Annotated in this window: 11 protein-coding genes; 1 reads left to right on the forward strand and 10 read right to left on the reverse strand. The window is 52.5% G+C overall.

Annotation, left to right across the window (positions count from 1 at the left end; all coding sequences use genetic code 11):
• Positions 1–15 precede the first annotated feature (15 nt).
• Positions 16–3,909 carry an ATP-dependent RNA helicase HrpA gene (hrpA, locus tag ACMXD4_RS13830; RefSeq protein ID WP_415878467.1) on the reverse strand — a complete coding sequence of 1,298 codons (3,894 nt, stop codon included), beginning with the start codon at positions 3,907–3,909 and terminating at the stop codon, positions 16–18.
• A gap of 269 nt (positions 3,910–4,178) precedes the next feature.
• On the reverse strand, positions 4,179–7,136 hold the full coding sequence (locus tag ACMXD4_RS13835) for a KAP family NTPase (RefSeq protein WP_415878468.1): 2,958 nt from the start codon (positions 7,134–7,136) through the stop codon (positions 4,179–4,181).
• A gap of 465 nt (positions 7,137–7,601) precedes the next feature.
• Between ACMXD4_RS13835 and ACMXD4_RS13840 the strand changes: the two genes are divergently transcribed.
• On the forward strand, positions 7,602–8,006 hold the full coding sequence (locus tag ACMXD4_RS13840) for a hypothetical protein (protein WP_415878469.1): 405 nt from the start codon (positions 7,602–7,604) through the stop codon (positions 8,004–8,006).
• A 54-nt stretch (positions 8,007–8,060) separates the two neighbouring features.
• On the opposite strand, the gene ACMXD4_RS13845 is transcribed toward ACMXD4_RS13840, so the two are convergent.
• The 8 genes from ACMXD4_RS13845 to ACMXD4_RS13880 form a co-directional block, all read right to left on the reverse strand.
• A complete protein-coding gene (locus ACMXD4_RS13845) occupies positions 8,061–8,426 on the reverse strand; it encodes a hypothetical protein (RefSeq protein ID WP_171694979.1) in 366 nt (121 codons plus the stop codon).
• Positions 8,427–8,459: 33 nt separating this feature from the next.
• Entirely contained in the window at positions 8,460–10,967 is a 2,508-nt protein-coding gene (locus tag ACMXD4_RS13850) for a PEP/pyruvate-binding domain-containing protein (RefSeq protein ID WP_415878470.1), read from the reverse strand.
• Positions 10,951–11,820 carry a phosphatase PAP2 family protein gene (locus tag ACMXD4_RS13855; protein ID WP_101055559.1) on the reverse strand — a complete coding sequence of 290 codons (870 nt, stop codon included), beginning with the start codon at positions 11,818–11,820 and terminating at the stop codon, positions 10,951–10,953. The genes ACMXD4_RS13850 and ACMXD4_RS13855 overlap by 17 nt, the downstream gene beginning before the upstream one ends.
• Positions 11,813–13,009, reverse strand: a complete 1,197-nt coding sequence (locus tag ACMXD4_RS13860) for a 1-acyl-sn-glycerol-3-phosphate acyltransferase (RefSeq protein WP_415878471.1) — start codon at positions 13,007–13,009, stop codon at positions 11,813–11,815. Before ACMXD4_RS13860 ends, ACMXD4_RS13855 begins: the two co-directional genes overlap by 8 nt.
• Before the next feature lie 125 nt (positions 13,010–13,134).
• A complete protein-coding gene (locus ACMXD4_RS13865) occupies positions 13,135–13,959 on the reverse strand; it encodes a formylglycine-generating enzyme family protein (protein ID WP_415878472.1) in 825 nt (274 codons plus the stop codon).
• 14 nt (positions 13,960–13,973) lie between these two features.
• Positions 13,974–16,928, reverse strand: coding sequence for a formylglycine-generating enzyme family protein (locus ACMXD4_RS13870; protein WP_415878473.1), 2,955 nt, complete (start codon positions 16,926–16,928; stop codon positions 13,974–13,976).
• Positions 16,928–17,914: an AAA family ATPase gene (locus ACMXD4_RS13875; protein ID WP_415878474.1), complete on the reverse strand. Its 987-nt coding sequence runs from the start codon at positions 17,912–17,914 to the stop codon at positions 16,928–16,930. Before ACMXD4_RS13875 ends, ACMXD4_RS13870 begins: the two co-directional genes overlap by 1 nt.
• Positions 17,911–19,362 carry a trypsin-like serine peptidase gene (locus ACMXD4_RS13880; RefSeq protein ID WP_415878475.1) on the reverse strand — a complete coding sequence of 484 codons (1,452 nt, stop codon included), beginning with the start codon at positions 19,360–19,362 and terminating at the stop codon, positions 17,911–17,913. Before ACMXD4_RS13880 ends, ACMXD4_RS13875 begins: the two co-directional genes overlap by 4 nt.
• Positions 19,363–19,366 lie beyond the last annotated feature (4 nt).

Consider the following 19,366-nt stretch of genomic DNA (forward strand, 5'->3'; position numbering starts at 1 on the left):
AAAATCAGAGGCTGATTAAAACTTTTCGTTCCAAGTCTTTTCCAGACGCTGCACCGAAACCGGGTAAGCGGTTTTAAGTTGCTGCGCAAACAAGGACACGCGCAATTCTTCCAAACTCCAGCGGAAGGCTTCGCGTTCCGGCATCGGCACCAAAGTCTTCATTTGCTTTTCGACATGCTGCCAAAAGCGTTGCGATAGCCTGTGCAGACCTTGGATGTCCGCCGAATCGGGCTTTTGCTTATCCAGACGACACTCAATGGCTTTTAAATAACGCGGCATCGCTTGTATCTGCGCCAACGGCGTATATCGTAAGAAACCGCTAAACAGCAGCAAACTCAGTTGTTTTTCCAAGTCTTCCCGCAAATTTGGGCTGACGCCAGGCTGCTTCAATCGCTGTCTTACCGTTTGGTAGTTTGCCATGATTTCCGTGACATGCTTGCCCACCTGATTCCCAACCGTGACCAGCGTAGCCTTTTTGGCCGCCAGCGCCGCTTCGAACTGCTGCTGGCTGCGGATCGTACTATCAGCAACAAACACACTATTAAAGATCAAGAATAGTAGATCCTCCTTAAAATCGCCGCCCGGCCGTTCTGTCAACAACGGATGCTTGGGCAGTTGGTTATAGGCTAATTGCAAAGTAGCCTGGACCCCACTGTTTTTTAACAAATACTGCGCGTCCTTGCGGCATTGCAATTGAAACAACTTGGTCAAACCATCGAAATGCGCCAGATCGGCCTTGTACTGGGTGTCGAGTATCTTCACCCCCACCGTGTCGCCTTCATCCACAATCGCCGGAAAGCCGATAAAAGTTTGGCCTTTTTGCATGAACTGCCAGGTCTCGGGCAAGTCGTCGAATGCCCAGGCAATGCAGCCGGTATGGTTCATCTCTTCCTGTGCCAGCTTGTCGAAACTGTCACCAGCCTTTGTGGCATAGTCGGCTTGCAGCTTAGCCAGGTTACGGCCATAGCCCAAGGCCCGGCCATGATCATCAACGATGCGGAAATTCATTTTCAAATGGTCCGGCAAGGCATCCGGCTGCCACTCATTCAAGGGTATCGATTCGCCGGTCAGTTTGCGCAAACGACCGCTCAACCACTCGAACAACGAGCCCTTAAAATCCGGTTCAATTTCCAGGCAAGCTTTGGCGGTGTTCGGCACCGGCACGAAATGCTTACGCAGATGCTTGGGTAGCGATTTGATCAAGGCCGTGACTTTTTCTTCCAGCATGCCCGGGACCAACCAATCGAACGGCGCCTGGCGAATTTGATTGAGCTGATGCACAGGTACGATGGCCGTCACCCCGTCTTCGTCGTGACCCGGCTCAAAGCGGTAATGCAATTCGATAGTCAAATCGCCAACCTTCTTGCTATCCGGAAAATCCCAATCGTTGATCTTGCCGTCGTCGTGGCGGGTCAAATCTTCCTTAGTCAGAAACAGAATCTTCGGATTATCGCGCTCAACTTTCTTGCGCCATTGATCGAGGGTAATCCCGCTGACCACCTCGGCTGGCAGTTTTTTATCGTAAAACTGATACAGCCATTCCTCGTCTTCCACCAAATCGACGCGGCGGCCCTTGTGCTGGATGTAACCCACCTCTTCCAGCAAGGCCTCGTTGGCCTTAAAGAACGGCGCGTTGCTGTGATAATCGTGATTCACCAGCGCGTGGCGAATAAACATCTCCCGCGCGGCTTTTGGATCGACATTTTCATAAGGCACTTTGCGCTTGGCTTGCAAAGTTAAACCATACAATAGCGTGCGCTCGTAAACCCCGCTGCGACCAGCGTTTTTCTCCCAATGCGGGTCGTAGTAATTGCGTTTGACCAGATGTTGGGCGCAGGCTTCTATCCATTCCGGCTCGATTTTGGCAACGGTGCGGGCGTAGACTTTGCTGGTTTCCACTTGTTCGGCGGCCATGATCCACTTCGGCCGCGCTTTGTGCTGGCCGGAACCCGGAAAGATGAAAAACTTCAAACCCCGCGCGCCCAGATATTCGTATTGCTCGTGTCTAAAACCGATATTCGATAACAAACCCGGCAACAACGCCATGTGGATTTGCTCGTAATTAGCCGGATTGCCGCTGGTCTTCAAACCCAAATCACCACGCGCCACCTGCATGATCTGCGTGTGAATGTCGTACCACTCGCGCATGCGAATGTAAGACAAGAAATTGTCCTGGCAATACTTGCGCAACTTGCTGTTGGTCAGATGTTTCTTCTGCTCTTCAAAAGCATTCCACAGATTCAGCAAACTCAAAAAGTCCGAATCTTCGGCCTTGAACTGGGCATGTTTGGCTTCGGCCTGCGGCAATTTATCGGCCGGTTTGTCGCGCGGGTCCTGGATGCTCAGCGCCGAGACGATGATCGCCACCTCGTGCAGCGAACCCAGTTGCGCCGCTGCCAGCAGCATGCGCGCCAGTTTGGGGTCGGTCGGAATCTTCGCCAACTGCCGGCCAGTTTCAGTGAGATTGCCCTGCTTATCCAACGCATCGACTTCGAACAGCGAAGTCTTGCCGTCGCGGACCATTTTTTCGTCGGGCGGTTCGACGAACGGGAATTCTTCGATGTCGCCGAGCTTCAGCGCCGCCATCTGCAAAATCACCGACGATAGATTGGTGCGCAGTATCTCCGGATCGGTAAACTCCGGCCGAGCCAGATAATCCTCTTTCGAATACAGCCTGATGCAAATACCTTCGGCCACCCGGCCGCAACGTCCTGCCCTTTGGTTAGCGCTGGCTTGCGAAATGCGTTCGATCGGCAGGCGTTGAATCTTGCTCTTGGCGCTGTAGCGGCTAATGCGGGCGTGGCCGGAATCGATCACACAGCGTATACCCGGCACCGTTAGCGAAGTCTCTGCGACGTTGGTCGCCAAGACAATGCGCGGCTTGTTGCCGCTGGGCTTGAACACCCGCTCCTGCTCGCTAACGCTGAGTTTGGAATACAGCGGCAACACTTCGTAACGGGTGTTGTTATGCGACTTGCGCAAGGATTCGGTGGTCTCGCGAATTTCATGCTCGCCGCTCAAGAAAATCAGAATGTCGCCGCGCATATCCCGATACAACTCGTCCACCGCATCCAGAATAGCTTGCTGCAAATCGGCGGAGGTTTCGTCGTCTTCCTCGATCAGTTCGATGGGCCGATACCGCACATCCACCGGATAGGTACGACCAGACACGTTGACGATGGGGGCATCATTAAAATGCTTGGCAAAGCGCTCCGGATCGATGGTCGCGGAGGTAATCACCACCTTCAAATCCGGCCGCTTCGGCAATAGCCAGCGTAGATAGCCCATCAGAAAATCGATGTTCAGGCTGCGCTCGTGGGCCTCATCAATAATGATGGTGTCATATTGGTTTAAGTAAGGATCGTTCTGCGACTCGGCCAGCAGGATACCGTCGGTCATCAGCTTGACCAGCGAATTGGGGTGGGTCTGGTCGTGAAAACGCACCTTGTAACCCACCGCCTGGCCGATGGGCTGGCCCAATTCCTCGGCGATGCGGTCGGCGACAGTGCGGGCCGCGATTCTTCGTGGTTGAGTGTGACCGATCAAACCGGTTACGCCACGGCCGATTTCCAGACAAATCTTCGGCAACTGCGTGGTCTTGCCGGAACCGGTCTCGCCGCAGACGATGGTGACTTGATGATTTTTAATCAACTCGGCAATCTCGTCCTTCTTGCCGCTGACCGGCAAATCAGGGTAATTAATCACCGGCACCGAAGCCCGGCGCTGATTGCACCGCCCGACCGAACGCTCGATCTTATCCGCCACTTGCTGCACTTGTCCGGCCACATCCTTGCCCTTACTCGCCTCGCTGCGCAAGCGGTCGAGCTGGCGTTTCAAGCCGTGGCGATCGGTGCCCATGCAGTTTTGGAGATTTTTGGCGAGTTGCTTCAGGGTGTCAGGAACAGGCATGAGGATGGCGAATATCGTAAAAGCCCAGCATTATAAGGGCAGACGGGGCGGGTTTACATTTGACTTGGGAGAATTAACTTGGCTCCGGGCCGGCAAGTGTTGTCGCCTATTCCCGTGGTTACCAAGCTCCAGCTTGGTAACCGAGCCTCGAAAGCTCCAGCTTTCTTATTAGCCAGGAAGCAATAGCTTCCAAGATTTAGGTTCCAAGCGAGAGCTTGGAAACCAGAAAAATCGCGCATTGACTCGGTATTCGAACTAATTGCTATGGTTTATTCGTGATGTTCAGGAGCCACTCCTTCCATCTTGTCAAGCGCGTCAAATACCTTTGGCAAATCTTCGGTATACGTTGCTTTGTAGTTCAATGTCACAACTTGTCTATCCAAACTTGGCAGATTTTTCTCCTTTATCCGATGACCGAATTCAGCCCAATATTCTTTCAGCTTAACCTGATCGAGCCCACTGGCTAAACTCGCCACAGAAGCCACATATTCTTCTTCAGAATAACCAGCCCAATATCCACGGCTCAGATTTCTTAAGCAGTGGTCCACAAAATGGTAGATATTGTCTTCGCAGACATTTGGATTGAAGCAGATATCGAACAGATACCGATTCATGATGGTGCTGATACCGCTGGAGTCACCCACTCCGGATTCATCGTACAAACCGCAACCTACACCAGAGCCTGTGGGCTGATTCTGATTGGCAAGTTGGTAGATGACAAAAGTCTTCACAGCTGAACGGGCAGCCAGCAATTGATCTGCCAGTTTTTGACGTCCTCCTTCAACTTGCTCACTTCGCATTTTCACCCTCCTTTCAGAATCTCCTAAGAAGGCACTGTCCGATGTCTTATCAACTTCGGCAAAAAAATTCAATTTAGGCTCTATGTAGGTGCCTCGAAAATGCTCGAATACCCTTTGAGAGAGCATTCGCATGCCATTTAATGCAAGCGAGTAGACCGCTCCCGTTGTTCGGGCACTCATATCCTCATGAACGATCAATGCAGAAGTGACATTGTATATTTGCCCTTGCCGATCAGCAGAGCAGTGCAGCCGAAACGACATCAGGTCGTCCCACCCGAGTACACCTCGTTCATCACTCGCCAACCGATGAATGAGCCCTCTATTCACGTAAGCCTTTTCTCCAAAAATGCGCTGAGCAATTTCGACTACGTTTTCTGGTCCATTAGAAAGTCTACGCCCATCGGTACGACCCCAGCCAGCACGGTCAAGCAGGAGTATAAGGGAGTAGATGGACCGTTCCCTTAATCCGCGATGTTCGATGTCAAGAACTGAATATCGTGGTAGAAACTCCACGAGCGTATTGATGGAATCTTCGGCGACCGCCCGTGTGAAATCATAGGACTGGCTTACCAGAACGCGCCAAAATTCATCATGGGCCAACTCGTCTTCCCAAAGGTTAAAGGCCGGTTCCTCAAAAATGGAAGCAATCAAAGTGCCTTGTTTAATGCGATCGACGGCGTCTTGGTAAAGTTTGTACGTCTCTCGAGGCTCCGGTGTGGCAAACCTGACGATTAACTTCAAATATTTTTCGAGATTCCGGTATTGCCCCGAATTGAAGCACGCACGCGATTTTAGAACGCTTTCATCTGAAGGGTCGACTGCCTCAATCTCAAGTACTTTTACATCAAAAAGCTGCCTTAGCAAAAATTGGCCAGTCTGCTCCTGGCATTCATTCACCACTCTCTCGAATTCGGGGGTATTGGAAAATTTCACCTCTCCCGCATCATAGCTCCGCTTTGCTGAGAATATTCCTGACCGCCCTTCGGTTTCCTCGGCATAAATTTTCCGAAACAGGTCGGGGTAGTTCAGATGTAAAAGTATCAAGTTGATGAGGTCACGCCGATTGAAATCTGTCTTATCTAAGTCCGTCTTATCGAGTTGCAGCAGAATTACAGTATTGACGAAGCGCTTGAGTTTGCGCATGTCGCCAATTAGGGGGAGGTATTTAGCCGCCCTATCATCACCCAAAATCTCCGCCATCTCGCCAAGAATTGAGGAAAGATTAAACATGGTGTCGGAAGGAATAGATGGGCGTCGCCGTTCGTTGCGTTGCCAATCCGTCTGCAGGAAGTTTTTAAGCATCGAACTGTCAACAAATAGGCTTAATTTCACCGTCACAAACTTTTCAAGGAATTCTCGCGCATTACTCCCTTCGTCTTTCCCCTTCACTAGGTTTTCAGTGTCGTAACATAAGATGTAAGTTGCCTGGGACAATTTGAATGTCCGCCGGATTGTAAATAGGACATTGTTGACCGTCTTGGCTTCAAGTCGATCTAAATCATCAATAACAACAATGACGCGCCTATGTATGCTTTTCAAAATGTCGTCAATGTCTTCCAACAGTTTGTCAAAGGTCTCGATGGAAGGCTCAAATGACAGCCTGATGCCGAGAATTGAGATGCCCTTAACCATCCGTGAATATCGAGATGCGACTGGACGAAACTCTGGAGCGTATACCTGCTGTTGAATGGTTGCCGAAAGCTCTCGTATTAAACGCTCGGACAGGTCTGGGTCAGCAGCGTATCTAAGCGGCTCAAAACGAAAGACGATTACCGAATTAGCTCCTGCCACCCTCCAGTGCTGCTCCGCAAGATTGATGAAACTGGTCTTGCCTATGCCCCACGGCCCATCAATGCCAAATACGAGCCCCGAGTGCGCTTCACTCCGCAATACAGCTGCCGCAAAATCTTTAGCTTGCCCTTTGTTCTGCAAAATATCGTCTTCCTCAGTTTCGATTTCATCGTCCGCAAGGAAGTACAATTGAGGGCCAGCAATCTTTTTCCGAAGCCAGTAGGTCCTATACAAAGGGGACAGAAGCAACAAAAGCAAGATACCTAAAACTGTGGGCGCCCACAGTGGGTTAGCTTCTTTGACGGCCTCGTGAATCTTGACTAGCGATGGCGAGATCAATTCATTCGCCCACACTCCGAGTAGAACGATTAAAAACAAGTCAAAACGAAGGCTTCGCCCAAGACGAACAATTGTCGAGCGCGCATCACGCATGAGAACGTAGGCTAGGCAGATTAATAGTCCAGCGGCCATCCCGGTTGCTCGAACTCGCCAGTCAACGTCGGCTAGAAGGGGCGCAAATTTCTCGCCTGCATAGTAGGAAAGGCGGAAGACCTCTGCTGTTAAGAGCCCAATAGCAAACACCCGCGCGAACATAAGTAATTCCGGCATCTTCATTGTCTGGCGCGCTTCTGGCATTTATCTACTCCTGTACTAAAACCCAGTGGAGATCCTATCTTAATATGCATTGCCAGTCGATTCAGGAAGCCCCCCGAGGTTGACAACTATTGCATTCATTGAAGCCGGCTTGCATTGCGCAAGCTTACCGCCGAGTATTCTCACTGGTTACCAAGCTCCAGCTTGGTAACCAGGGCTCGAAAGCTCTAGCTTTCTTTATTTGCCGGGAAGCAATAGCTTCCAAGATTGAGTTTCCAAGCCAGAGCTTGGAAACCAGAATCCAACAGAGAATCAACCAAAACCAGCCCCGATTCTAGCAAACAAAATCACGCGCGCTTCCAAAAATAGCCTACGCTTTTCTTCTGCGGACCACACCCCATCATCCGCTTTATCAGCCACGCCAAAAGGAGATAAACATGAGTCAACATCTGATTTCTTTAAGCCTATCCGATAATGATCTGACCGACATAGACGCTGCGTTAGATATTGGAAGACCGCTTTGCCGGCTTCCTGGTCTTAACCCCGGAAGAGCGCCGTACCATCCTGAAGATGGGCGATAAAACCGAAGCGTTCTGCCGCCAGACGCTGACGGTGGCCACCCAAAACACGCAAGCCATTCCGCCCGGTCTCGATGTCGTCGAAGCGCAAGCGGATCTGCTAACGCTCGATAAACTCCGCCCTCGCCTGCACCGCCTGCGCGATTTAATGAGTAGAGGCGAAGACACCGACATGGCACTGGGCAGTGATATTTATAGTTTTAGCCTGGATGCATACGCCTCATTGAAAATCGCCGGCAAGGGCGCGGGCTTGGAAACGCTGCGGCAGGCCATGTCTGTTCGGTTTAATCGCGGCGCCAAGGCCAAAACCCAGGCCACCCAACCTGCCGGCTAAGCAAGATAAGCATAATGACTGCCCGGCAAGGCATTCCGGCTTACCGCCTAAGCTTTATCCCTTGGCGGAATAGCTGAAAGTATAGCGCGCAAGCCTTTCCGCTAAAGCCGCAAGCTTATTAGAGCCACTCGCCACTTTCAAAGCCTTGCCCGCAAGGTAAATCGCTTCGCGGGCAAGGCAATTTGCAATAAACGCAAACCGAAATGGCTTAAGCGCAAGGCCTTGAGGCCAAACCGCCACCTTATTTGGTTCGCACGCTAGCTTCAATGGTTTGCGCACAAGGAAAAAAGCCTTGCCCGCCAGGCAAATAAGCTTGCGCGAATCCGGAAAAGCCTTGCGCACAGCTCTAATTGGCTTGCGCGCAAAGCTCTGAAACTTGCGCTTATGACAAAAACCGGTGGTGTCCCGAATTTTTGCCAAGTGGACCGACCGACCTGCTTACGAAGATTTGCGTCAATCTAGCCTTACTCGGCCCGCAATACCATCGACTGTCACTTTGTCGCCGTTCGTCAATGCATCCAGCACACCTCTGACGCTCATTACCGCAGGTAAACCCACTTCCCTTGCAGTCACTGCACCATGCGACAAAGGTCCGCCGCTTTCGGTGATCACGGCCGCCGCCTTATAAAATAAAGGCGTCCAGGCCGGGTTGGTGGTACGCGCTACCAGTACCGCGTTGGCGGGAAAATCGGCGAAATCGTCCTGCGACAACACCTTAAAAACCACGCCGCTGGCAACGCCGGGGCTACCGGGTAAACCAACAAAATCCCCGTCTTTAGCGGAATAGGCTTGTGACTTACCCAACTCCCATTCCGGTGAATGCTGCCTATGGTTTTGATAAGCCTGTTTTTCCCTTTCTATGCTATCCGCCAAACAACGCCACGACTCGGCGTCGTTAAGGCGGATTGTTTCCGAGAGCTGTTCGGCTCTGGCAAAGAATACATCCATCGCTTCCGTAACTATGTCTCTGGCCTGCAAGGCTACACCCAAGGCCAGTAAACCCTTGCGGAACGGCAATGTCAGCCGTGTAGTCTGGTAATGTTCGATGTCGTCCAATGCGGTATAAACCCGCGCCAAGCGCAATAGCTCCTGAACAGGAAACCGCAAATCCTCCGGCAACCCGCCGATCAATTGCCGTTCGGTTTCCAACATCCGGATTTTCAGAGTACGTTCTTTTTCGGCAGGGTCTTCCAGGGTCGAGTCCAACATCATTTTCAGATTTTCAATCACCAGCCATGGCGCTTCCAACCAGGTCGGATGATAGGGATCAAACTCCACTTCCCGATGCCCATGATCCTGTAAAAAACGCTGGAAAGCGGCTGCAATATCTGCTTCCTGTATGAATCCGCCGGAAGCCAGAAATTGCTGACCAGTTTGGGTGCGCAACGCCTGCACGAGTTTGGGGCATTCGGCTATCCGCCTTGCCAGCCGGTAAAGTTCCTTGTTGACGAAACCCGTTTTGGTTTCGCAGTACGCCAGCAAGCTATCAAAGGTCGTCGGCGCATCCGCTTCGCCAACCGCCGCCCCAACGATGCTGTACACCAGCTTGTAAAGGGTGCGCTGCGTAATGGAAATGGCAATATTCGGCAGAAAATATTCCGCACCTAGCTGCTTCACCCGCAGTACAAAATTCCACAACTCGGGAATAGAGCGTCCTGTCAGCGGCTCGGCCATTAATTCGCCGAGGCCGAGTAAATAGCGATCCAAATCGCGCGACCACGCCATCGGTAATTCCTGCACCCAGGCATAGCGTTTGCGCAGTGTCGGTAAAGCAGACAGCAGTTCGGCAACTGAACGCACGTTTAAGGAATTTGCGGTGCCTTCGGCATAAACCTCGACGGCATTCTGATTGCCGTATACATAATTATCGAACAAGGCGAACCACTTGCCGTGAAACGGCGGCAAGCCCATCAATTCGAAAGAATGCGACAGCGATTGGTGAAAACCCTCCTCCACCAAGTCCCAAGCCAGCGGCGTAATCACCGAGGGAAATCGCTCGGCGGATTCGTCACGGGTCCAGCGCGGCGGGATGCGGGTAATCGGTCGCGCTTGCAACAGCCACAACTGTTCACCCTCAAAACCCCATTCTATGTCCTGCGGATAACCGTAAAACTTTTCGACACGCCGCATCAAATCGGATAACTCAACCAACTCAGGTTCGCTGAGACAAGGTAAATTAGCTTGATCATCTGACAAGTTCTCGCTGCGCGTACCGGTGCGGTCGGCGACGATGCATGAGGATTTATGGGCTAAAACCGCATCCAACACTCGCCCGGACGACTTATCCAGCAACCAATGATCAACCTGATGTTCACCGCCCACCACCGATTCACCCAAACCATAATTGGCATCGACCGACTGTTGTGCAGGATCGCCGGTAACCGGATTGATGCAAAACCCCACGCCGGCGACCCGATTGAAGGCCATTTTTTGCACCACCACCGCCATCGCAGTGTTCGACAAGCCGATGCCGGCCTGCAAGCGGTAAGCAATGGCGCGGGCACTCCACAGCGATACCCAACAATCCCGGATGCGCGAAACAATGTCGTCGATGCCGATGCAATTCAGATACGTTTCGTGCTGCCCGGCGAATGCGGCGCCGCCCAAGTCCTCGGCAGTGGCGGAGCTACGCACGGAGAATGCCGTGTCGCCCGGAAACTCAGCCAACATCTCCGCAATTGCCTGCTTCAAGCTTTCTGGCACCGGTAGCTGGGTCAACTGCTCGCATATACGTGTGCACGCCTGTTCCAAGGCCAGGGGTTCGTCTATAGGCAAATTCCGAAGCAAATCCGGCAATGCATCGTATTGCTCAATGAACGAGTAATAACCCTCCGGCGGCAACACAAAGCCTGGTGGTACCGCAAACCCTCCCTGAGTCAAGCGGGCAAGGTTGGCACCTTTACCGCCGGATATGGCAGAGTCGAGAGCAGACGGATGATGAAACTCAAACAGGGTTGGCATAGGTATCCTTCTTGCTGGGGTTAATGGCAGGGTGAGCGGCATGACGGCGAGCTTCGTACAAACCAAAACCGGCCAACGCCAAGCCGCTGAGGACATCGACAAAATAGTGATAACGCAAATAAAAAGTAGCGATCCATAAACCCAATATCGGCAACAACAAAATCCAGAACTCAAGGCGATGATGCCGTGCCGCAAATCCCAGTATATAAAGCGTCACAGCCACGTGTAGACTCGGCCAGACATCGACTTTATTACTGCCTTGTTCAACCATGGCTTGATTAAATGCCGTGACCGCGCCGCCGCTCAATTTGACGTTGAACAACTCCGGATAGGCCAGCCAAGGCCCGGCAGCCGGCACCAGCAGATAACCGAGAAAACCCAAGCCGTAAACCGCGAATAGGCCGGTGTAAAATTCCCCGAGCAATTCCCGGCGCCGGAAAAAATAACGCAGCAGGCTGACCAGCAATAATGGCATCAATAACAAGTAGCAAGCGCTCATTAGTTCGGTGAGCGGTGGGCTAATCCATCGTTCCAACCATACCGACGGCGTTTCCCCTATCAATAGCCGATCCAATGCCAATAGCTGGGCATCGAAGCGTACGCTCCGGACAGCGGGGATAGCTCCGGCCATGGCTTGATATGACACATTCATACCCACGGCCAAGCTGACGCAAATGGCCGCCAATAGCCCCCAACTGCGTTGTCTGGAATATCTGCGTGCCAATCCGGCCATGCCGGCCAACATCGGACAAAACAATAGACTCCAAACCGTCAGATGCGCGATTTCCATGGCTGAAACAGCGCCCAGATAGATACTGAAATAGCGTAAGGGCGGGTCGAGAAGTTTATTCATGCGCTTTGCGCTCCGCCAAATTCCGATAGGCTGTTACCAATACCGCCCTCACCTCAGGATGAAAAACCGCGTTACCGAGTGCTACCGTCAATTTACGGAATCGGTACCAAGCCAATACGCCAACAATGCTGATCGCGCCGTAAAGAACACACCAACTTGGTCCGGCACATAAAAACAAACCCACGCAGACGGTCACGAACCAAAATAATCCTACCGGCACACCGACGACCATGCGCCAAAAGGCAATAACATTCGGCTCGTCCGGCAGAAGCTGACTAGCGATATGCCCGGCAGCCAGCACCGGGAAATTCAATACGCTGAAACAAGCGATGACAGGCGCCAGCAGTAACCACTTGACTAAATCCCGCTGCCACAAGCGGAGCGGCATTAAAGGTAGGCCTTGATGAAGAAAAAGACCTTTATCCTTGGCCACTGCCTCTAACTGCCTTAGCGACTCTGATAAAGCAGGCGCAATCTGCCCCTCGAGTTTTTTTAAGTGTTCAGCGTAAGAAAGATCGGTACCTAAAATGCGGGCATAAGCCAATTTTTCTGCCGTTTGCTGAGCTTCGGTATCGACAAAATTAACCCCAACAGCCTCCAGGCCATCAACAATCGACTGGTGTATCGCTATCTCGTCGGCATTTTGCGGAATTATGGGTTCACCTATCAAAACCTCAACACGGCTTTGCCAGCGAGTAGGGTCTTCATAATGAACAGCCAATGGCTGGATAACGGGCCTGACTCCAGCAGCCATGGCTTGGGCTATGATACGCGCGGCACCACGGTTAAACGGTAAATGTCGGCAACCCAGGGAACTAGTGCCTTCCGGCATGATGAACAGTTGTCCACCCACTTTCAGTAAGTCTATGCATTCCGCCAGGGCCTTGCCGTTATCGGCCTTAATGCCGCGAGCCTTATCCTTGGCACGGGCTACCGCGATACCACGGAACAAAAATCTGCCCAACGGTAAACGCTGCAGCTGCGCCGATACCATCGGCATGGCCAAAGGAACAGCAAACGAATAGGGTGCGGCATCGAGTGCGCCATTGCGGTGAGTGGCTACAAACACGACAGGACCGACTAACGTTAGCCGCTCTTTGCCGATGACTCTTATTCGACTGAATGCCAGATAGCCAATGCAGCGCCATACGCCGTGGTGAAGCAAACCCGCAATATTTAGACTCGTCATACTAACGCCCTTCCTTGTCAGGCAATATTCGTAGCACGAAATATAGCTGGAGAATCCGGTTAAGGTATGTCGCTTATCTGACGCATTGCGGTAAGCCGTATTTGTCAGAACTTTTAAAATTGAAGCTAGCCATCAACCAGCAAACGAAATCCAAAGAACTCGCTGCGTTGGGATTTATCGAAGTGGTATCGGTAGGCGGAACGGGCGAAGGTCGCATCGGCATCCCAGGAGCCGCCGCGGGCAATCCGTTCGGTGGGCGATTCCCAGGTGAACGGTGAATCAACGTCGCTATCAACGTCGCTATCAACGTCCATCTCTTCCCTCCAATAATCTTGGCACCATTCCCAAACATTGCCGTGCATCTCGTAAAGCCCCCAGGCATTCGCGGGCAAACTCTTTACCGGCACGGGTTTACCGCGAAATTCACACTTTGGCGCGTTTGCGTAGGGGTAGTTGCCGTTGAAATTCACCAGATTGGCATCAATACTGTCGCCGAAACTAAACGCCGTGTCGGTGCCTGCCCGGCATGCGTATTCCCACTCCAGTTCTTTGGGTAATCGAGCATTAAAGCCGGGAACCCTCTGGTTCAACTCGGCAATAAAGGCCTGGGCGTCATCCCAACTGACACCGTGTACCGGGTACACCAAATTATCATGGTGGCGGCTAGGACTCTCGCCGGTACGAATTTCCACCCATAGTGCCTGAGTGACCGCAGTGTCGGCCAACCAATAACCCGATTCAACCTCTTCCGTTCGGCGAACTTCGTAGTCGTAGCGGCCCAATTCACTATCCGGCGAACCCATCATGAAAGTGCTCGGTTCGATCCAGCGAAACACCTGCCGCACGCCGCGGTAGTTTAACGTTTGCCACAAACCCTGAGTATCCTCACCCCATTCAGAGGCCCAGGGACAGGGAAAAACTAGCGGAGACAATAGGTTACTGTAATTCATAAGCTTTCATCTGGTTACTCCGCGATGCCGCTGCCCGGCTTCGATGAATCACCGCCATTGGCAGATTTTACCTCGCCGTTTACCGGCCCTGGCTTTAACTCAGCATGACCTATAGCAAGCCGGAAACCGACGTCTAAGTCACGATCACCGGGTCGACCTCCAGCACGGGCGGCAGAGCGTCCATGGCTATCGGGGTCACACCAAGAGCCGCCGCGCTGCACACGGCGACCGTCTGAATCCTGATTCGACTCTACCAGGGGATCAACCGCATTAACCGAGCCAAGGTCATACTGCCAAACGTCCTCACACCATTCCCATAGATTGCCGTGCATTTCGTAGAGGCCCCAAGGATTTGCAGGTAGGGATTTCACCGGGACGGTTTTGCCTCGATATAGCCCCTCTTCACCCCCAACATACTGGGAGCGTCCATCGTAGTTGACCTGGCTTGGCGTGATGTAGTCGCCAAAAGCAAACTGCGCCGTAGTGCCGGCCCGACAGGCCAGTTCCCATTCCGCTTCGCTGGGCAAACGCGCCCCCAGACTGGGTTGTAAAGCGTTTAGGCTGGCAATAAAACTTTGCGCATCGTCCCAACTCACCTGTTCAACTGGGTTGTTTTGGTTGTCTTGAAAGTAACTGGGATTGGCGCCCCCCATCACCGCAAGCCAAAAGGCTTGCGTAACAGCGGAATCAGCCAACCAAAAACCCTTTGTCAAGGTCACGGCGTGCGCGGCTTCGCTGGCGTAATTTATAGAACCGCGCCCAGAACCCATCATAAAACTGCCCGGCTCTATCCAGCGGAAGCGTTGCGTGACGTCGTTGACGGTGAGGTCGGCGTAGAGACCGTATTGGTCTACCCCAACAGGCCAGGATCTAGTATTTTCCGGTTCCCATCTCACTTGCGTAAGCAGCGTCCTTCTATCTTCCTGATTTAACAGGATACTATTGATAAACCGCTCGCCCCATTTTTCCGGCAATGGTCCGGCCTCGGTAAACCGTCTTAACTCGATGTAATGGTTGAAGCCATCTCCTGCTTGTAAGCAAAAGCGATAATCGTTGCCCGCAAAGCGTAAATTAGCCGACAGCCCTTCTGTATTACGGACGATACTGTCAGCCCAGCTGGGCTTTGTAAATGCTGAAAACGTCATTCTGGCCAATCCATTATCAAAATCCAGGATCTGCCCATCCAACTGAGCGACGATGCACGACTCGCCATGGACAGGCAAGCGAAGCAATTGCTTATCCAATCGGATCCGGCCATTTTCTACCCAACTTCTGCACAGCATGATACTGTCGTGGATTGCTTCGAATTCGGCCAATTTCGCGCCACCTATCGCTACGGGCCTGGTGTCGGCATAAGCGATACTCAAGGCTTCACCAACTTGCCAAATGCCATAGCGATTTAATTCGGTGCGTTCACGAATCTGCTCGTGGACGATGGCGGCATCATATTCCGCAGGCAATGGAGCGCCGGCCCGCAGTTGCTCGCGGTATGCCAGTCCATACAGCGCGCTGGTATAGCGGTCGTTATAGTGACAAATCGCTTCACCGCTTAACCGGTTTAAATGCCGCCGGGCAAATTGCGTCATGCCGCTGTCGGACTGGGCACTCTGCAGGGTTTTGGCAAAGCGTTGCATAAAAGCCTCCGCCTGTTGGACATCGGCCAGTTGTTCGAGTGGGAAAGCCACCAAGGGCAAGGCGTTGATGACTTCCTCCGCCCAAATCGCCGGAAACTGGCCGATATGCTGGCGTTTGAGCAAACTCAAGACTTGATATTGCAAGCCGGCGTCCAGCTGTTTAAATTCGGCTTGATACTCGGCCCGTTTTTCCGGGCGCATGCTGATGGCGGTATAACCCCATTGCATATCGGCATGCTGATACACCGCCGCTTCGATGCCGCTATCGGCTTGTTCAGCGGGTAAACAGCGTAGCAAGGCGCGCAGCAACTCAGGTTCGACGTGTACGGCAATGGATAACAATGCCAAGACCTTGCGAACATGCTCAGCGTGGGCCTTGATATCCGGATCGATCTTTTCCGGTTTGAGCTTGCCGTGTTTGTTCCACAACACTTGGCGGATGGTTTTTAGGCGCTCTGGCTGTTGCTGGGCAGCCGATACGGGTGCCAGCACGACCGGCGTGGTGTTTTTACGGCTTAGTTGCCGGAAAAAACTGTCCCACCGCGTGCGTATCGGGCTGTGTTGTTCAGCCAATTGCCCCAGGTCGCTGACAATGAACACCACACTTTGCGCGGTGAGCGCTTGCCATTGCTTAGGAAGTTGCTGTTGATCAAACCAATCCCAATATTCGCCTAGCGGGTCATCGTCAATCACGCGAATTTCCAGGCCGTTCAAGCCGTACTGACGGACGATACTTTCACACAAACGATGGGCGTCCAACCAGAACGGCAGCAAGCGTTTGTTCAGATCGAGGACGACATAAACCCGCCCGGCCGGCAGCACTCGTGGCTTACGCGGCAGATGATACAAGGTTTGCAGGCGGGCGATACGTTTGACCAACTGCGGCATATCCAGTCGCCGCCCCAAGCTATGGCTTATGGATTGCCGCAAAAAATCGCGCATGCGGGCTTCGGGGACGATGGCTTGATGCGCCAGCGGTTCACCGCTGGCAAAGGGCTGCAAATCGGCGTCGGAGAGCGGCTCAACGCCTTGAAGCGCGGGTGGCAGGCTGTCACCTAGCTGTTGCGGATCGGCATAATGCTCCTGAGATGCGAGGGCGTAGAATAATGCTTGCGGGCGTTTCAGCGCTAATTTAGCCGGCGTAGGAACAGAGTCTGGGTTGATTTGGGGTGGCTCCGGAGGGGAAACTTTAAAATCAATTTCATGGCTTATCGTGACTGGCGCACACCATTCGTAACCCAATATCGTAGCGCTCAGGCATTTTTCGTCATGGGTTTGACAGCGCTGCAGCCAGCGCAGTAAGTCGCCGCGACTGGTCTGAGTATGAATCGACATTACAACGCTTTGCGCAACACAAAGTGCTGGATCTCAGCCAGCAAACATTGCTGATAGGCATCCCGTTCTTGGCCTTGCAGCGAGGAATCGGTCATTTCATCCAGCGCCGCCAATAAATCCAGATACTCCGCCAAACCGGCCTTGATGGTGCCGTGGCGCTCAGCCTCCTGCCGGTCGGCGATTAGTTGTTGTAGCGCCGGGCGTTTGATGGCTTCGCTGCACTGGTTATCATTGAAATGCACCTTGGCGCGCTCCAAAAACCAGGTTTCAAGGTTTTTATCATCCACCGCCAAATGCAGCACCAGACAGCGGCGAATAAACGCCGCCGGCAATTCACGTTCGTCGTTGCTGGTAATGATGATTAGCGGCGGCGCAGCTTGTTTGTCTGCCGTCTGCAGTGTCTTGCCGATGGTTTCTCCCAACAGCGGTACGTCAAAACCGCCGTTACCCAGCACTTCCAGCAGCGCGTTGGGCAATGAAGGCTCGGCTTTGTCGATTTCGTCGATGAGCAAAACAATGCCGTTGTCCAGTTCCCCGTCGTCGGAAATCTGCGGACGGTAGACTTTATGACGGCAGACATCGTTGTAATGCCGAGCCGCACTATCCCAGCCAAAGGTCCACCACAGCACACCGGGATTGAGATAATGCTTGGGGTTGAGTTTGTCATCGTCTTTGATACCAGCATGGGCGTCGTTGAGGCGTGCGACCGGATCGTAACGCCAGAGCAAATCCTGGCCTTCGGTGTTGATGTTGACGACTTCGGCAATGAATTTGCGCTTGAGCTTGGCAGCAGCTGCCCGCGCCAGATAGCTCTTGCCCAACCCTGGATCACCTTTTACCAACAGGGGGCGGCGGGTCGCCAAGGCCATTTCCAGGGCATAAGCGCTGGCTTTATCCAGAAAATAACGGCCTTGCCGCCAGGAACCACAGTCCGCGTAATCGATAACGCTATCGGCTTGAAAATGTTTGAGGGTGGTTGCTGTCATGTGCTTGGTTGGCTGGTTTCGAGTATGTTGAAGAGCTCTGTGATTTTGGCACTTAACTTGGCTTCTTTTTCCGCTGCGGCTTCACCATAGTGGACAATGGGTAAATCCGGGAGGCAGTCTGCGGCAATTAAAGCCTGGCAATTGGCGGCATCAAGCAAAGGGTTGTTAGTCAAATTGGCATCCCGCCGATTTAATTCCAGGCGATGCAGTTGGTTTAAGGAGCGATTTTGCCGCTGTTTAATCGTGGAATTCAAAGCCTCAAGCTCAAAGGCGTCCAGCGGCTCGGGCGGCGGCGCTTTGTGAATTGCCCTGTAAATGGTTTCGGTGGCGTCTTTTATGAACTCTGTCTGGCTCCAACCGGTTTCGCGGGTAAACACGTCTGCATTGATCGTATGCCTGCCATGCACTTTGCCGTCATGCCTGACAAACTCGGGATTGGTATCGTAAAGCGCCGCCAGCGACAATTCAGCCGCCATCGCGGTGCGCACCGGCAAGTTAATCAATGCCTGCCTGATTGCTTGGCATTCCGGGGCCATCAGGCCTGCAAACAAACAAAATAGCTGTCTGAGATTCTGGCGTATCGACTCGCCGGAATCTTGTTTGAACGCATCAGCACCGGCGCGCAGCAACATATCTAAAACCGCCAAGTCATCCTGTTCGAAGGCTTCCAGCAATTTGTCCGTTAATTTTTTATCGGACATATGCTCGATATTCAACTTCAAATGACCGACGATTTGTTTGAACAGTAGGTTCTCTGCGGTCATTTTTGACAATACCTCGCTAATTTGTCGTTTCTGCTCGGCAACGAATTTTTGATGTTTTTGAATCTGGCCTTGTATACCCGTTATTTCTTGGAATTCTTGGTCATTTTGAATTAACCACGGTATGGAAATAGCAGTGAAACATTCATCACGCCTTTGGGGCGTCGCGGTGATAATCGCAAATAGTTGCGGCCCGTGAAATACCGGCGCCCCCGATAATCCGCACCAACCAGCTTTCTCCAAAGCATCACTTTTGCAGGAAATGGTGAGTTTAGGCGTGGCGACATTCGGTGGAAAGAACTCCCCCATCACCGGTATTTTTTCGCGCAATCCCGATTCAGCTTCCTTGCCGATAGCCGGATAGCCATAACCACTCCACTGTTCATGGCTTTTTGGATCGCGTGACGCCAATAGGCCTGAGGAAAGCGACATGTTTGGCGGGGTTTGACACCTGAGAATGGCCATGTCGTGTTCATCGCTGACCCAAACAAATTCGGTGACATTCGTATCCGAATGCTTTGAATCCGGCCATTCAATCGCAATAGGCACCGCCTTATCACGCTCATCAAAAACAACAACGTGGCGTGCTGTCAATACCAAACCCTCAGCAATGGGATAACCAGTGCCAATAGCGCGCTTACCATCCTTTTTCGTCGGCAGAATCTTTGCAATCAGCTTGGTATCCATAGTT

The sequence above is a fragment of the Methylomonas sp. TEB genome, assembly GCF_047777895.1.
Lineage (GTDB): Bacteria > Pseudomonadota > Gammaproteobacteria > Methylococcales > Methylomonadaceae > Methylomonas.

What these genes read in the sequence shown, in the direction of transcription:
- ACMXD4_RS13860 (WP_415878471.1), bottom strand. Translation starts at nt 13,009, where the DNA reads ATGACGAGTCTAAATATTGCGGGTTTGCTTCACCACGGCGTATGGCGC.
- ACMXD4_RS13870 (WP_415878473.1), bottom strand. Translation starts at nt 16,928, where the DNA reads ATGTCGATTCATACTCAGACCAGTCGCGGCGACTTACTGCGCTGGCTG.
- ACMXD4_RS13880 (WP_415878475.1), bottom strand. Translation starts at nt 19,362, where the DNA reads ATGGATACCAAGCTGATTGCAAAGATTCTGCCGACGAAAAAGGATGGT.
- ACMXD4_RS13835 (WP_415878468.1), bottom strand. Translation starts at nt 7,136, where the DNA reads ATGCCAGAAGCGCGCCAGACAATGAAGATGCCGGAATTACTTATGTTC.
- ACMXD4_RS13850 (WP_415878470.1), bottom strand. Translation starts at nt 10,967, where the DNA reads ATGCCAACCCTGTTTGAGTTTCATCATCCGTCTGCTCTCGACTCTGCC.
- ACMXD4_RS13865 (WP_415878472.1), bottom strand. Translation starts at nt 13,959, where the DNA reads ATGAATTACAGTAACCTATTGTCTCCGCTAGTTTTTCCCTGTCCCTGG.
- hrpA (WP_415878467.1), bottom strand. Translation starts at nt 3,909, where the DNA reads ATGCCTGTTCCTGACACCCTGAAGCAACTCGCCAAAAATCTCCAAAAC.
- ACMXD4_RS13855 (WP_101055559.1), bottom strand. Translation starts at nt 11,820, where the DNA reads ATGAATAAACTTCTCGACCCGCCCTTACGCTATTTCAGTATCTATCTG.
- ACMXD4_RS13875 (WP_415878474.1), bottom strand. Translation starts at nt 17,914, where the DNA reads ATGACAGCAACCACCCTCAAACATTTTCAAGCCGATAGCGTTATCGAT.